9 protein-coding genes are annotated in these 15828 nt (G+C 40.8%); 1 reads left to right on the forward strand and 8 read right to left on the reverse strand.

From position 1 onward, the window contains the following. Positions 1 to 55: 55 nt before the first annotated feature. Positions 56 to 2335 carry a DNA internalization-related competence protein ComEC/Rec2 gene (locus ACMVDV_RS05005; RefSeq protein WP_416157403.1) on the reverse strand — a complete coding sequence of 760 codons (2280 nt, stop codon included), beginning with the start codon at positions 2333 to 2335 and terminating at the stop codon, positions 56 to 58. Here ACMVDV_RS05005 and ACMVDV_RS05010 point away from each other — a divergent pair. Then, positions 2315 to 2821, forward strand: a complete 507-nt coding sequence (locus ACMVDV_RS05010) for a DUF2062 domain-containing protein (RefSeq protein WP_304182297.1) — start codon at positions 2315 to 2317, stop codon at positions 2819 to 2821. The two genes, ACMVDV_RS05005 and ACMVDV_RS05010, sit on opposite strands and share 21 nt — an antisense overlap. A 104-nt stretch (positions 2822 to 2925) precedes the next feature. Here the strand turns inward: ACMVDV_RS05010 and ACMVDV_RS05015 are convergent, their stop codons facing one another. The 7 genes from ACMVDV_RS05015 to ACMVDV_RS05045 all read right to left on the reverse strand — a co-directional run bounded on the left by ACMVDV_RS05015 (position 2926) and on the right by ACMVDV_RS05045 (position 15664). Beyond that, positions 2926 to 4662: a DUF3466 family protein gene (locus ACMVDV_RS05015; protein WP_416157404.1), complete on the reverse strand. Its 1737-nt coding sequence runs from the start codon at positions 4660 to 4662 to the stop codon at positions 2926 to 2928. A gap of 11 nt (positions 4663 to 4673) precedes the next feature. Then, entirely contained in the window at positions 4674 to 6593 is a 1920-nt protein-coding gene (locus tag ACMVDV_RS05020) for an ABC transporter ATP-binding protein (protein ID WP_416157405.1), read from the reverse strand. A 15-nt stretch (positions 6594 to 6608) separates the two neighbouring features. Further along, complete coding sequence (locus ACMVDV_RS05025) at positions 6609 to 6845, reverse strand: glutaredoxin family protein (protein WP_416157406.1); 237 nt, start codon at positions 6843 to 6845, stop codon at positions 6609 to 6611. Next, on the reverse strand, positions 6838 to 8955 hold the full coding sequence (gene rlmKL, locus ACMVDV_RS05030) for a bifunctional 23S rRNA (guanine(2069)-N(7))-methyltransferase RlmK/23S rRNA (guanine(2445)-N(2))-methyltransferase RlmL (RefSeq protein ID WP_416157407.1): 2118 nt from the start codon (positions 8953 to 8955) through the stop codon (positions 6838 to 6840). Before rlmKL ends, ACMVDV_RS05025 begins: the two co-directional genes overlap by 8 nt. Positions 8956 to 9045: 90 nt before the next feature. Next, complete coding sequence (locus ACMVDV_RS05035; RefSeq protein ID WP_304182292.1) at positions 9046 to 9576, reverse strand: cell division protein ZapC domain-containing protein; 531 nt, start codon at positions 9574 to 9576, stop codon at positions 9046 to 9048. A 121-nt stretch (positions 9577 to 9697) separates the two neighbouring features. Continuing rightward, positions 9698 to 10708, reverse strand: coding sequence for a quinone-dependent dihydroorotate dehydrogenase (pyrD, locus tag ACMVDV_RS05040; RefSeq protein WP_304182291.1), 1011 nt, complete (start codon positions 10706 to 10708; stop codon positions 9698 to 9700). A gap of 114 nt (positions 10709 to 10822) precedes the next feature. Continuing rightward, the gene (locus ACMVDV_RS05045; protein WP_416157408.1) at positions 10823 to 15664 is read right to left on the reverse strand and encodes an NAD-glutamate dehydrogenase; all 4842 of its coding nucleotides are present in this window, start codon (positions 15662 to 15664) and stop codon (positions 10823 to 10825) included. Positions 15665 to 15828: the final 164 nt, after the last annotated feature.

Here is a 15828-nt window from a genome sequence, read left to right on the forward strand (position 1 = left end):
ACTCTCTTATTCATAGTCTGTGGCTATTGTAGCCTCCAGCTACACAAAACTAAACTCAATCTTTTAGAAACCAATAACTTTCATCATCACGAGCACGGTTTATCGTGTATTGATGCGAATAAAATGCAACCTTTATCTGACCATGCGCGGCCGTGCTGTATTGCATTACATTGTGATCAGCATAACGTGCGACAACGTGTCGATGTGGCAATTGCCACTGTCCTTTATATGCTGTTGAATGGATCACAAGCTCAGGGGCAACAGCGCTGATAAACAGCTCACTTGATGAGGTATTACTGCCATGGTGAGGGCTAAGCAACACAGTGCTTTTAAGTAAGCTTTGCTGGGCTATTAATTGGCTTTCTCTTTTTGTTGAAATATCGCCAGGGAGTAAAACACTAAACTGACCATCACTAATATGCACAACACAGGAGTTATCGTTGTCGCTTTTTAAATGCTCTGCGGGCTCAATAACAGTAATCGTTAAATCATAAAAGCGATATTCGCCCGCTTTACAACCGTGCTCTGGCCCATTTGGCTGCAGTAGCCTAAAAGTATGCTGATAGCCGTGCTGCAGCCAATCAGTTAGCCCACCAATATGATCTTTATCCGTATGACTGACCAGCGTCACTTCGACTTCAATCCCCATACTGGTTAAGTAAGGGACTAAGGTGCTGTTGATCCGCGTAAAAGTATTAAAATACACCGGACCTAGATCATAAATAAAGCCTTTACCTTGGTTGCTAACTAACACCATAGTGCCGTGTCCTACATCAAACACATCAAACTGCCAGCGGGGTTTTGGCTGTAAATATTGATCGAAGAATGTAACTGCAATTGGTAAACAAGCCATTAGCCGCCACGGTAAAAAACACACGATTAAAACCGCGAGATAACTGCTAATAAGCCATTGTAAGCTAAATTGTGATGTATCCAACCAGCGATAATCGACGGGCAACAACAGTAAGCTCTGATAAGCATGCTGTAATAAATAATCAAACACGCCAATTAAGCCACTAATATCGACTCCCAAACTTAACACTGAAAACAGCACTAAACTTGGCATTATAATAAAACCAAGTATTGGTATAACGACTAGATTGACGACTAAGCCAATCACACTAATACCATTAAAATAATAAAGAGATAACGGTAATAAACCTATAAACAAAGCTATCTGTAAGATAACAAGCGTTTTTATGATTGCTACTAAGCCTACTGTGGAGATTGAAATAACGCTGAACACCCAAAAAATGATTACCACGGCAGTGAATGAAAAATAGAGCCCAGGGTTAAGTAGGCTAAATGGATCAATAAGTAATACACACACCAAGGCAAACAAAATACTGCGCCAACGCAGTGCTTGCTTAGCATAGTAATAAATAAGCAAATAGCAGCCTAACATGATCAAAGCTCGGGTTGCTGAAACGATAAAGCCGCTTAAGTAGACATAACTAAAAGCCAGTAAAAACCCACCAAAACTATAGATAAGCGATAAGTTTAACTGTTGGCCCAGCGGTTTAACCATAAAGTTCAGACAACTTATTACACTGCGAGTGATGAAAAAACCGATACTAAACATTAAGCCTATGTGCAGCCCTGAAATTGCCAATAAGTGGCTAATGCCAAATTGCTGTAATTGCTCCTTTTGAGCAAAACTCATAACGCTACGATCTCCTGTTAACAACGGGTAGTACAACCAATTTAAGGTGCTGCTCTGGTAAGTGTTTTTGATAAATTGCCGATACGATTTGATCAGATCAGTGCTTGTGCTTTTAGATATTTCAATATAATTCCCAATTTGTTTGCCTTTAAAGAATACCCGTTCACTAAATGCATAACGCTCTTTATCAAACACAGCATAGTTTTTTTGGCTGCGATATTTAGCTAACTGCAGCCAAGTTGTAATATCATCGCCAACTTCAAGCAACTGCTCGCTTTTTAACGTGATCAGTGCAAAAGGAGGTTTAATGATTGACTGAGTTTGTTGGTTAATCTTATTAAGCTGAACTTTTAAATAATAATGATCGCGCTGAGAAATAATCTCAACAACAGTGATGTGGCTGTGATATGGTTGATTTTCATGCAGAACTAAAGGTGAAATTGTATAGAAGTTAGAAAAATGTCCCCAAACACAGCAAATTCCACAAATAAAACCTAACAATACACTGTAAAACGGCTTAAAATAAGCGCTCGCAACTAACAGAGATAATGCGAAAACTGTAAATACAAGGGTCTGATAATAAAAAACGGTTACAATACAACCAACGACAAACCCAACGCTTAACCAAACAGATGTAAATGGTTGCTTTAAATGGCTAAAAAAACGATCCAACGGTTTTTACCCGATCACAATAAAGTTAAACATCATAAATATTTAAAAATTTTTGGTCGTTTACTCCACGATGCCAATTTATGGCATTTAAATCGTCGCTCAGCTCGGGGAGCTTTTTCCGTCGGTTTATTTTTCGCTTTCATCCCTGTTCCTTTTCAAATGGTGCTTGCTGCAGCACTCGCTATACCGTTAAGAGTCAATCTACCTATTTCAGTCGCCGTAGTGTGGATCACCAACCCGCTAACAATGCCGCCTATATTTTATTGTTCATATTTAATTGGCGTATTAGTGTTAGGTCAGCCTGAACAACATTTTGCATTTGAGCCTAGTTGGCAATGGTTTCTAGAAAGCTTAACCACCATCGGCCCTGCTTTTTTAGTCGGTTCACTGATCTGTGCGAGTCTGGCCTCAGCAGTAGGCTATTTTGGTGTTGATTTATTGTGGCGTCGTTCAGTACGTAAAGCCTGGTTAAATCGCCACAAATAGTAAACGTTCCTAATTTAGTAAAAGTATAGACAAAAAAAACCCTGCTGAGTTAAAGCAGGGTTTTTTATTTGCATACGATTAATGAAACTCGTGTGGTTTAGCTATTAATTACGCAACACACGACGTAAACCGACTAAAGGTAACAATAACAATGTATACCAAGGGAAACTAGCTGATTGACGTTCGTAAGTATCTGTTTCAGGATCTGTACAACTCTCAACTTCACCATTGATAGGTGATAACTTTACTGGTACAGCGATACTTTCGTATTCTATTTTGCCGTTAATGTCACGGACAATGCCGCCTAATGAATCAGTTTTTTCCACTGTTTTGGTGGCAACACCAAAAATTTCATTATTATTGTTGATTACTTTTGCCTCTGACACCACGTATTTATAACGCGTTTCACCGTCGGCTTCATAACACGGTAAGAAATCATTGAGGTTAGTAATGCTATCTTCACCAATCTTATATAAGAAGCCTTCCCGGCGTCGTGAGCCGACATTGAATACGTCGGTTTCACCTTCACCGACAATGTAGCCATTATCATTAATATCATTGGCTATTGACGCAGAGCTATTAAAGAAATCGCTTGGAAACACAGTACTGTTGCTTGCTATGTCATGATAGAAAAACTTGAATCGGTTTGCACCATCAATTGCTTTGATACCATAACCGACAATCACATCGTTTGCATTGATTGCCAGTGCTTTACCACCAGTCCAATCATCATCTTGATTAAGAATTTCAACAACTTTACCGTCTTTATAATAAACAGGTAAAGTACGAATTCGAGAAGAACGGTCATGATCACGAATATCAGAAGAACCCACTACAATACCATTAGTATTAACAGCAAGTGCATTACTGATAAACGCAAAGTCATCATCCTCTTCAGGTGTTAACCCTAAACCTAATAACTCTGTATTGGTGATATTTAAATTGCTGTCTAAACTCCATTTAACTGCGCGGGTATCAAATAAATGCGCTGCAGTGCTGCTATGTAAGGCTTCAATACACACGGATATTGGCTGATCTTCACCGTCACAGGTATCATCAATATTTTCTTGTCGATCGGCTGGTATCCCTGTTGATACTTGACCAACAACCGTATAGCCTGAGTTTGTTTTAACAATATCACTAGCAATACTTAGACCACCGTACTCATCAAACTCGGGGACTAAAGGCACAGTCACGCCATCAGGTGAGACGATAATACCTCGAGAGATAAAATCACGAACAAAACGAGTTTCTTCTTCTGTTTCCCCATCAGGTGTAAAAACAGTTTTTTCATATGGGGCACTGCCCCAACCTACTGCGATACCGTCTTCTGCCACTGCATTATAAAAATTGCTAACCGAACGCGTTAAGCCATCATAATCAACCGATGCAATATCAAATAGTACTTGCTCTTGGGCTTCACCATTTAAAATATTATAACCAACAATATTTGCCAGTTTTTGATATTCTGGGTTCGCTGCTTGCGCTGTTAAAAAAGAAAGCATAAAACTGTGCGCGTCAGGATTGGTTGCTGCCGCATTATTGTTTTCAATATCATCTAGCGTAAAGGTAATTTGCTTATCAATTAACTCAAAATAGTCTTTTTGCTGATCGTACGCTCTTTCGATTAAGCTATCTGTGAAATCTATATAACTAACATCAATAGGTAAATTGTAAATGCCGTTAGCAAGACCAATTATATGGCCACTTTCGCTGACATCTTTAACGTAGTTATGCTTTGCTTCATCTAATGTGCTCAACTCGGTTAACTGATACGTTGCACTGAGTGCCGATGTACTCATAGTAGCTAAAATACTAGCAGCGAGTAATTTATATTTCATTTTAGTCCTTACTACTGATTCTTTAAATCTTCAAGTTCTTCCCAGCGCTCCAAAGCGGCTTCAAGGTCAGACTCAAGTTGTGCTAAATGGTTCAATTCTTTGGTTGTCGCACTGGCATCTTGTTTAAAGAAATCAGCGTCATTAACCACAACTTGCTGCGCTTCTAATGCTTGTTCAAGTTGTTCCAGCTTACTGGGTAATTGTTCTAATTCAAGTTTTAATTTGTAAGAGAGTTTATTGCTTTTGTTATCTGCTTTAGCCACAGGAGCTGGTGCAACGACTGCTTCTTTTTTAGCAGGTGTAGTTAGCTGTTTTTTTTGTTCCTGTGCTAAATAATTAGTATAGGCTTCATAATCACTGTAACCACCAACAATATCTGTAATTACCCCATTACCTTCAAACGCCCAAACACTGGTACAGGTATTATCAATAAACTCACGGTCATGGCTTACAATTAACACGGTCCCCTGATACTGATTAATAATATCTTCTAACAGCTCTAGCGTTTCAATGTCCAAATCGTTGGTTGGCTCATCCAGCACTAAAATATTTGACGGTTTTAGAAATAGTTTTGCTAATAACAAGCGATTCTTTTCACCACCTGATAATGCTTTAACCGGCGTACGCGCACGTGCAGGCGGGAATAAAAAGTCTTGCAAGTAGCCAAGCACATGACGTGAACGACCATTCATCATCACTTCTTGCTTGCCTTCTGCTACGTTATCTTGCACTGTCGCTTCTTCGTCTAACTTTTGACGGTACTGATCAAAATAAGCAAATTCTAGGTTAACACCTTGTTTAACAACTCCGGCATCGGCTGCAATGTCACCAAACAGTAATTTTAATAAGGTTGTTTTACCAATACCATTTGGACCCACTAAACCGATGCGATCACCGCGCATAACAATGGTAGAAAAATCATTAGCAATCACTTTGTCTTTATTAAACGCATGATTTAAATGCTTAGCTTCAAACACTAATTTGCCAGAACGATCCGCGGTTTCAATGTTAAAGTCAGTTTTACCCACTTGATCCACACGTTGTTTGCGTTCATTACGTAACTGTTTTAGTTCGCGTACACGGCCTTCATTACGCGTTCTACGTGCTTTAACACCTTGACGGATCCACGCTTCTTCTTCAGCTAAGCGTTTATCAAACAACGCATTTTGTGTTTCTTCGACTTTCAAATCATGGGCTTTTTGCTCTAAATAAGTAGCATAATCGCCTGGGTATGAAATTAACTTACCGCGGTCTAAATCTAAAATACGAGTCGCCACTGCACGAATAAACGCTCGGTCATGAGAAATAAAGACAATGCCGCCTTTAAACTCTTTTAAAAACTGCTCAAGCCACATCACACTTTCCATGTCTAAGTGGTTGGTAGGCTCATCAAGCAATAATAAATCTGGCTCACTGACCAGCGCACGGGCAAGAGCCACTTTGCGTAACCAACCACCTGAGAGCGACTCAAGTTTCGCTTCTGGAGAAAGCTCTAAACGGGTTAATACCAGTTGAATTCTGCTATCAAAACGCCAGCCATCAGCCGCTTCAAGCTGATTTGATAAACGCTCTAATTTATTTAATAGTTGATCCGTGCATTCGGTCTGTAACTGGGTACTAACATGATGAAAATCAATGAGTAAATTAGCTATTTCAGGCATACCTTGAGCAACATAATCAAACACCGAGCCACTCGCGCCTTTGGGTGGATCTTGCTCTAACCGCGATATTTTAATGCTGCCTAACTGGTTTATTTCGCCGTCATCTAAGATAACTTGGCCATCAAGTACTTTTAATAGCGTTGATTTACCGGCGCCGTTACGGCCAACCACACAAACGCGTTCACCGGTTTCAATGACTGCGTCGGCATTATCAAGTAGCGGATGTGTGCCATACGCCAGTTGAGCTTTAGAAATTCTAATTAAATCCATATGATCTGTTTACTCTTATTCTATTTGCGTAAAAAACTGACGCACATCTTGCGCAGTAAAAGGCCAACATAATTGCGAGCCTTGTTCGCTTTTTAAAACCGGTATGCTGGTTTGATATTCTGCTATGAGCACTTCATCACTCATAATATCAACTAGCTGTAATGAATCATCAACCAACAATGGCGTGATCAAACTCTGTGCTTGCTCACACAGATGGCAACCATCGGTGTGATATAAAACCCAGTTAGCCATGCGTGATCAACCAGCTATTATGTATTTTTTTGTTGCGTTTAAAGTCTGGAGAAATTGTCTGCTCAGAGATATTTACCGCTTTTAAACCTAAACCAATCAAACCCACTTCGTCCATAGTAAAACCGCGCATGTTGTTTGAGAAAATCAATGTGCCTGATGGACTGAGGATTTTTTTAACCCATGTGAGCAGCTTAATATGGTCATTTTGCACATCAAACGCGTCTTTCATCCGTTTTGAGTTTGAAAACGTCGGTGGATCTAAAAAGATCAAATCATATTGACTAGTGGCATGTTCAAGCCACTTCAAACAATCGGCTTGTTCAAAGCGATAACGAGTATTACTGATGTTATTCAGCTCAAAATTATCTTGCCCCCACTTTAAGTAGGTTTTTGACAAGTCAACCGTGGTTATCGCTTTCGCGCCACCGAGGGCGGCATGCACAGAGGCAGTGCCCGTATAAGCAAACAAGTTTAAGAAGCGTTTATCTTTGGCGTTTTCTTGAATATAACGACGAGCGAGGCGATGGTCTAAAAACAACCCGGTGTCTAGGTAATCAAATAAGTTTACCTTAAACTTAGCGCCAAACTCTTCAACTACTTGAGTACGATTTTGCTTAGCCATTGGTGTGTATTGCTCTTCACCTTTTTGCTTTTTACGGACTTTTACAGCAATATTTCCCGGTGCGATATTGAGCTGTTGTGAGGTTAACGAAATAACGTCTTGTAAACGTTTATGCGCTGTCACATCGTCAATTTCTTTCGGTGCAGCGTATTCAAATATTACCGCTGAATCACCATAAATATCCACGGCTACATTGTATTCAGGAATATCGGCATCATAAACACGGTAAGCCTGAATATCATTTTGCTTAAGCCAATTTTTCAAGCCTTGCTTATTTTTTTTGACCCGATTAGCAAACGACATTGAGCCTTCAAAGTTCAAGGCGGGTTTATCTTCTGAGCTTTGGCTTACTTGTTTATCATCTAGCTGATATAAATTAAGCACCACATCAAGTGGGCCATTTTTAAACTTATAGCGCTTGAGTTTCACCAGTTTTAATAATTTAAACAGGCTCTCATCCATGCCTAAAAGCGCCAGCTTCCAGTTATTAAAATGTTTTTTAAAGCCTGTGCCTAAGGCACTGTGCAAACTTATCAATTCGGCCATAGAGCCAATACGCTCACCATAAGGCAAGTTTGAAATAACCACGCCAGGTAATTTTGCCACTGAGGTCAATTTGGTTGCATCGCTTTGTTTAAACTTGATCACATCGCCTAGATCAGCTCTGCGCGCGTTATCTACGGCTTTGCTCAGTACATTAGCGTCATTGTCATGACCGATAAGCCATAATTTAGGATCGGTGATTTGCGCCGTTAACTGTTCTTTTAACTCTTTATACTTCGCGATTCTGAAACTTGGTAGGCGCTCAAATGCGAAACCCTCGCGGAATAAACCTGGCGCTTCATTACGCGCCATACCGGCGGCTTCAATTAAAATAGTACCGGCACCACAGCACGGGTCAAATAATGGCTGTTGCACATTTTCAAGCCAACCACTGCGTTTGATCAGCGCCGCTGCTAAATGTTCCTTAATAGGTGCCTTACCTTGGCCTTCACGGTAACCACGTTCTGATAAACGAGGGCCTGAATAATCAATGTACATGGCAACACCTTGGCGCGATAAGCGCGCAACAACGCGGACATTGGCATCTTGTTTATCTACGTTTGGACGTTGTTCATATAGGTCATTAAAGTAATCAACAATGGCATCTTTGATCACTAAACCAGAAAATTGCGTATTTTTCAGCGCATCATTAGTGCCATTAAAGTCAACCGCAAAGGTTTGTGTTGGACCAAACCATTCTTGCCATGGTTGCAAGCGAGCAAATTTATATAGGCTGTCTTTATCATTTACGCCCTCTTTCTCTTCAATCAACATAAGTACACGGGTTGCAAAGCGGCTCATTAAACACACTTTTTGTGCTAATGTAGTGTCACCTTCAAAGCGTACAGAACCCACTGTTTGCTTGGTCACCGTAGCGCCAATGTCAGTGAGTTCTTCAACTAATAAATTTTCGATTCCGATAGAAGTAAGTGCGATAAAATGCAAAGTAATAACCCTTGATAGCTAATTGCGCAGGATTATAACATAGGTTGGCAGACAAACACGCGATAAAGGCAGGAACTACAAAAAATATGCTTAAGCTGTTTTGCTGTTTTGAGCGTGATTATAAATTGGGTGAACGCGATTATTGAGGACCCGGATAGCCTCGAATTGATTCAAGCTTAAGTTTTCATCTAACTGAAAATGCTCAGCTAAACTTATACATAAAGAAGCATCTTTACAGTGCTCAATAATCAAAAACTCGCCAGCTTGCAGTCGGCTATGCAGTTTTACTACCGCTTCCACACTTGGCTCACTGCCTGTGTATGGGTCAAAGAACCAACTTTTTGCCAGCATAGGTTTTAAGTAAAACTTTGCAGCCGTTGCATTAAGTGCGATTTGACACAATTGCGCGCCTTTCCAGACATTAAAGCCATCAAGGTATTGGTACACTTGCTGATAAAAAGCAGCGTCTGCTAAGCTAAAATTTGCTTGCGTAAGGACTGCATCGGTAAGTTGGCGGAGTTTATAAGGCGTGCACAGTTGCATATCTTGATCTAAATCGATCAACAAGCGATTTCGTACTGGACAAGCAATCCATTTCCATTGCTTTGATGCTTGTAACATGCGTTCCCTATGCTCCTTAGAAATTAATCTTATGAATAGCGGATTATAACGGCTTTTGACCAATTAATAAACATTTCTTTAGAACATTTATCGAATGATCAAAAGCTTAAATAACTGATCCTTATAAGCCTTGCAGGATCGTTTTTACCAATTGTGGGCCTTTGTATATAAATCCGGTGTATACCTGAACAAGATCAGCACCCGCTGCAAACTTTTCTTTGGCACTGGCGGCATCATCAATACCACCGACACCAATGATTGGCAGCTTGCCTGCGGTTAAACGTTTTAATTCTTGCACGACCTGAGTGGAGCGCTCACGTACTGGCTGACCTGACAGGCCTCCGGCTTCATCAGCATATTGCTGACCATGCACTGCTGCGCGCTCTAATGTAGTATTAGTTGCGATCACGCCATCAATATTATTATTTAATAATGACTCGCTCACTTGGGCAATTTGTACAGCATCTAGATCTGGCGCGATCTTTACCAGCATTGGCACTTGCTTGTTATGTTTTGCGATCAGATCAAGCTGCTCATTTTTAAGGCTTTGCAATAAATCATCCAGCGCAGCACCATATTGAAGATCACGAAGCCCCGGGGTATTTGGTGAGGAGATATTAACCGTAATGTACGATGCATGCTCGAACACTTTACGCATACAATGAATATAATCGTCTTTACCTTGCTCATTGGGGGTATCTTTATTTTTGCCGATATTGATGCCCAAAATACCATCGTATTGCGCTGCTTTAACGTTATGGATCAAGTTATCAACCCCTTTATTGTTAAAGCCCATGCGGTTAATAATGGCATTAGACTCTGGCAGGCGAAAAATACGCGGTTTATCATTACCCGCTTGTGGCCGCGGTGTCACTGTACCCACTTCAATAAAACCAAAACCCATTTTTGCAAACGCATCGATACATTCAGCATTTTTATCAAGGCCAGCTGCCAATCCAACTGGATTTTTAAATTGTAAGCCTAAAAATTCGACGGGGCGATCTGCCACTGATTGCGACCATGCAGCACTGAATGGCGTATTATTAAAACGGCGTAAGTTATGCAGTGCAAATTCATGGGCCCATTCCGCATCACGGGTGAACATAAAACGGCGAGCTAGATCGTAAAACATCAAATAATCCTCTTAATAAAAAAATACCCCAGACTAGGCTGGGGTATTGTATAACAATTTTAGTGATTAACTCATTATTTTCAGTTGAGAAAATAGTGAGGCACTCGGAATCGCTTATTTTGTCGATGTATCACAGTTGTGGCTCAGTAACATCAGTTCACGAAGCGCGACTGAGAACTTAGCAAAATCATGGCTTTGTGATGTTTTAAATTCAGCCAGCATATGCTTCCAACGTTGTAGTAATAAATCTTTACTGTCCATCCACTGATCAATTTGACCATCAACATCTTTGTCATCACCAGTGAAATTGTTTAACACCACTTCTGATAATGTACGTTGTTGCCAATCAAGCTCTTCACGGTAAGAAGCACGTGCTAATGCTTGCCAATGGTTTGCCACAGGTTGGTTGGTAATTTGATCCAAGAACCAATGTAGTCCCATCCGCGCACCAAGTTTGAAGTAAGTGTTCGACACCATATCAATACTACGGCCAGAATTCGCTGCCACTTCCGCAAGATCCATTACTGAGAACAAACTAGATAGCGACACAATACGTGTTGCTAATTCTGCTGGTACTGCACTAGCGATTAGCTTTTCTGCAGCGTTGTCTAAACGCTCACTTTCTTTTTCAACCATGTAGCTGGTTAAGTTGGCACTTAGATCAGCAAAGGTTGGTGCAAAGAAAGCAATTGTTTGCTCAATATTTTGCGCTTTATTACGATGACGTAAGAACCAACGCGTTGCACGGCGTACCGTACGGCGTAATTGATACAACATTTCAGTTTGTACTGCTGCTGGGATCTTGTTATCCAGTGCCACAATGGCAGACCAAGTATCACGCATTTGGAACACTTCACTGGCAACCGAGTAGCATAATGCAACTTCAGCTTCATTTGCACCGGTTTCTTCATGCATACGTACCATGAAGTTAAGGCCCATATCGTTAACGATATTGTTAGCAAGTTTTGTTGCTATGATCTCTTTGCGCAGTGGGTGATTATCCATCGCTGCGTTGAACTTTTCACGCAGTGGTAATGGGAACGATTTCACTAACAACTGACGATAGTACGGATTCTCAGTAATTTCATCAGTCACTAATGACTCTTTCAGTACCATTTTCGCATAAGAAACGAGTACCGATAACTCTGGACGAGTTAAATCTTTACCCGCTGCAGCGCGCTCAGCTAACTCTTCATCACTTGGAATAAATTCAATCGCACGGTTTAACTTGCCTTCTTTTTCAAGCGCATGAATAAAGCGTACTTTTTCTTTCAGCGTTGATGAGCCTTTTGATTGCGTAATTGACAACGTATGCGTTTGACGATAACAATCTTTCAGTACCAGTTGTGCAACTTCATCAGTCATTGAGTACAGTAATTCATCACGTTGTTTACGGGTTAAATCACCAGCCGTCACTAAACCATTCAGTAAAATTTTGATATTTACTTCGTTATCAGAACACGCAACACCACCAACGTTATCGATAAAGTCGGTGTTAACACGCCCGCCTTTGCCGGCAAACTCAATACGCCCTAATTGTGTCGCACCTAAGTTACCGCCCTCACCGAGTACTTTTGCACCAAGCTCACTACCGTTGATCCGTAGCGCATCATTGGCACGGTCGCCTACATCTGCATCACTTTCTTTGCTGCTCTTAATGTAAGTACCGATACCACCATTCCATAATAAATCAAACTCCATCATCAAGCTGGCTTTGATCAACTCATTTGGTGTCATGCTGGCTTTTTTAGTGCCGAGCATTTTTTTCATTTCTGGCGTTAAGGTGATTGATTTAGCTGCACGTGAGAACACTCCGCCGCCCGCTGAAATCAAGTCTTTGTTATAGTCTTCCCACGATGAACGAGGTAGATTAAACAAGCGCTCGCGCTCTGGGTATGACGCTGCAGAATCAGGTGTCGGATCAATGAAGATATGTAAGTGGTTAAATGCCACTTGTAAGCGAATATGCTTAGATAACAGCATGCCGTTACCAAACACATCCCCGGCCATGTCACCAATAGCAACCACGGTAAAATCGGTCGTTTGCGTATCAACATTCATTTCACGGAAGTGACGTTTAACTGACTCCCAACCACCTTTAGCTGTGATACCCATTTTCTTATGGTCATAGCCCACAGAACCACCTGATGCAAACGCATCACCTAGCCAGAAGTTATATTCATTGGCGATGCCATTGGCGATATCTGAGAAGGTTGCCGTGCCTTTATCTGCTGCAACCACTAAGTATGCATCATCTTCATCATGGCGTGTTACATCAACTGGTGGCACAATTTCGCCTTGAATGATGTTATCCGTGATGTCTAATAAACCGCGAATAAAGATTTTGTAACACTCTTGGCCTTCTTTGAAGAACGCATCACGGTCTGTTGGCAATTGTTTACACACAAAGCCACCTTTAGAACCAACCGGCACGATGACTGTATTCTTAACCTGTTGCGCTTTAACTAAACCCAATACTTCAGTACGGAAGTCTTCACGACGGTCTGACCAACGCAGACCACCACGGGCAACTTTACCACCGCGTAAGTGAACACCTTCAACACGTGGCGAATAAACAAAGATTTCAAATGCCGGTAATGGCAATGGCATATCTGGAATTAGGCTCGGATTAACTTTAAATGACACATAGGATTTAAATTGACCTGTGGCATCTTTTTGGAAGTAGTTAGTACGCAGCGTGGCAATGATCATATCTACGTATAAACGGATAATACGGTCATCATCTAAGTTCGCTACGTTTTCAAGTTCAAGGTAGATTTGCGCAATTAGCTTATCAAGTGTTTTCACACTCGCTGGGCTTTTCACTGAGAACTTTTTAGCGAATAAATTGACAATTTGTGAACCAATATGCGGGTAGTTTGCTAACGTGCTCTCAATGTAACTTTGTGAGAAAGTCACCCCAACTTGGCGCATGTATTTTGCATACGCGCGTAAAATTGATGCTTCACGCCCCGTTAAGCCCCCCATTAACACTAAACGGTTAAAGCCATCGTTTTCTAAACGGTTGCTCCATACACTGGTCAATGCTGCACGAAAACGTGCCGATACTTTATCAAAGTCAGCAATGCCTTTGCTATCAAGTAGCATAGAGAAATCCATGATCCAGTTAATACCATCATCACTGGTTTTAACTGCATAAGGTGTTTCACCAATTACACGTAAGCCAAAGTTTTCAAGCATTGGCATAACATCGGATAAGTGAATTGGCTCATCTTTATGGAATAAGCTCAAACGCACAATATTGCTGTTTGCTTCTTCTTGCGGACGGTAAAACAACATTTCCAATTTGTTATCGTCATTAAGTAATTCAAGCTTTTCAATATCAACAACGGCTGCACTTGGCAGTACTTCGTCTTTGTATGAACGAGCAAACGCATTGCAATATTTACGGTTAAGTTCATTACCGCGTGCTTCACCTGCAGATTCTAACAAGGCTGATTGTAATTTGTCTTCCCAAGTACGAGCAGCTTCTACTAAATTATTTTCGATGTCTTTCACGTTATATTCTATATTGTTGTCAGTCACACGCACGGTATAGTGAGTACGCGCCAGTGTTGACTCAGAGAAGAAAGTAGTAAATTCGACTTTATCGTCGGAATTAAATGCGGTGGCTAAAATAGACTGAGTTTCACGACGCAATGCAGTGTTATAACGCTCACGAGGCACATACACCATGCAAGAGAAGAAACGGCCATAGGCATCCTTACGCACGAATAAACGGCACATATCGCGCTCTTGTACTTGTAGTACGCCCATCGCGACTTCAAGTAACTCACTTTCACGTGCTTGCACTAACTCATCACGCGGGTAAGTCTCAAGAATATTTAACACCGCTTTATAAGCATGCGTACCTTTGGCAAAGTCACACATTTCCATAATGCGGTTAATTTTGCTTTTTAGCACAGGTACATCAGCAGCACTGTTATTATAAAAGCTTGATGAAAACAACCCGATGAAACGGTCTTCGCCAATCACATTCCCCTCATCATCAAAACGCTTGATACCAACATAATCTATGTATGCTGGGCGGTGTACGCGTGATAACGAATTGGTTTTTGTAAGGATCAACAGATTATTGCTACGTGCTTCTTGGCGAGCAACCTCAGGTAATTCAGAGAGTAGACGAGAATGCTCTTCGGTTGAATTTTTCATTAAACCTAAGCTGCTCTCGATTTTACCTTTAAGCTGGTAATCACCTTGCACTGGCGATAAATCGTATTGACGATAACCCATTAAGGTAAAGTTATCTTTAACTAACCAATCTAAAAACTCAACCGTTTCTGCCACTTCACTGGCATTGTTTTTGTGATTACGCTTTGGTAATTCTTTACTAACCGCAATCAATTTTTTGCGAATTGGTTGCCAATCTTCTACTGCAGTAGAAACATCATTCAGCACTGACTCAAGTTCTTTTTTAAACGAGTCAATCACTGACGAGTCTGTTTGACGATCAATTTCGATAAAAAACACCGTTTTAGTAGAGCTGGACTCTTGTTCCGCTTTTAAATTAGAAACGGCTGAGATCTTGGCGTTTTTATCGCGTTGAATTTTAAGTGGACTATGCAGTAGCAAGTGAGAAGCGATGTTTTCACGGGTCATCGCCATACGCACCGAATCAACTAGAAATGGCATATCTTTAGCGATAATTTCTACGATTGTGTGCGATGACTGCCAGCCATCTTTTGCTACTTCAGGATTGAAAACACGGATCACCGCATCATCAGAGGTATTTTTTTCTAGCGAGTTCCATAGGCTAAGTGCAGCGCCATATAAGTCACTATCATTGCGATGTGCCAAATCTTCTTTAGACATATTGCTGTACAAGGATTTGGCGAATTTCTCAACGAGTAACACATTATCAGCGTGAACTTTTTTCTGGATCAGCTTACAGACATTATCTAAGATAACCGAGGCTTGCCCTTCATTTCGTGTCATTACATGTTCCTTAAATCTATACCACCTACTTAGGTGGAAAATTTGTACAGCAATTTATTGTGTGGAGTCAGGCAAATTCTAACCCTTTTAAAATTAATAAACAGCCCTTTCGATGAAAACATTTTAAGCATTTCAGCTATTTGGTCATCTATTCACAAATTATA

The organism is Pseudoalteromonas sp. ASV78 (genome assembly GCF_047806705.1).
GTDB lineage: Bacteria > Pseudomonadota > Gammaproteobacteria > Enterobacterales > Alteromonadaceae > Pseudoalteromonas > Pseudoalteromonas prydzensis_A.

What these genes read in the sequence shown, in the direction of transcription:
- ACMVDV_RS05010 (WP_304182297.1), top strand. Translation starts at nt 2,315, where the DNA reads ATGGCTAAAAAAACGATCCAACGGTTTTTACCCGATCACAATAAAGTT.
- ACMVDV_RS05015 (WP_416157404.1), bottom strand. Translation starts at nt 4,662, where the DNA reads ATGAAATATAAATTACTCGCTGCTAGTATTTTAGCTACTATGAGTACA.
- ACMVDV_RS05020 (WP_416157405.1), bottom strand. Translation starts at nt 6,593, where the DNA reads ATGGATTTAATTAGAATTTCTAAAGCTCAACTGGCGTATGGCACACAT.
- ACMVDV_RS05025 (WP_416157406.1), bottom strand. Translation starts at nt 6,845, where the DNA reads ATGGCTAACTGGGTTTTATATCACACCGATGGTTGCCATCTGTGTGAG.
- ACMVDV_RS05035 (WP_304182292.1), bottom strand. Translation starts at nt 9,576, where the DNA reads ATGTTACAAGCATCAAAGCAATGGAAATGGATTGCTTGTCCAGTACGA.
- pyrD (WP_304182291.1), bottom strand. Translation starts at nt 10,708, where the DNA reads ATGTTTTACGATCTAGCTCGCCGTTTTATGTTCACCCGTGATGCGGAA.
- ACMVDV_RS05045 (WP_416157408.1), bottom strand. Translation starts at nt 15,664, where the DNA reads ATGACACGAAATGAAGGGCAAGCCTCGGTTATCTTAGATAATGTCTGT.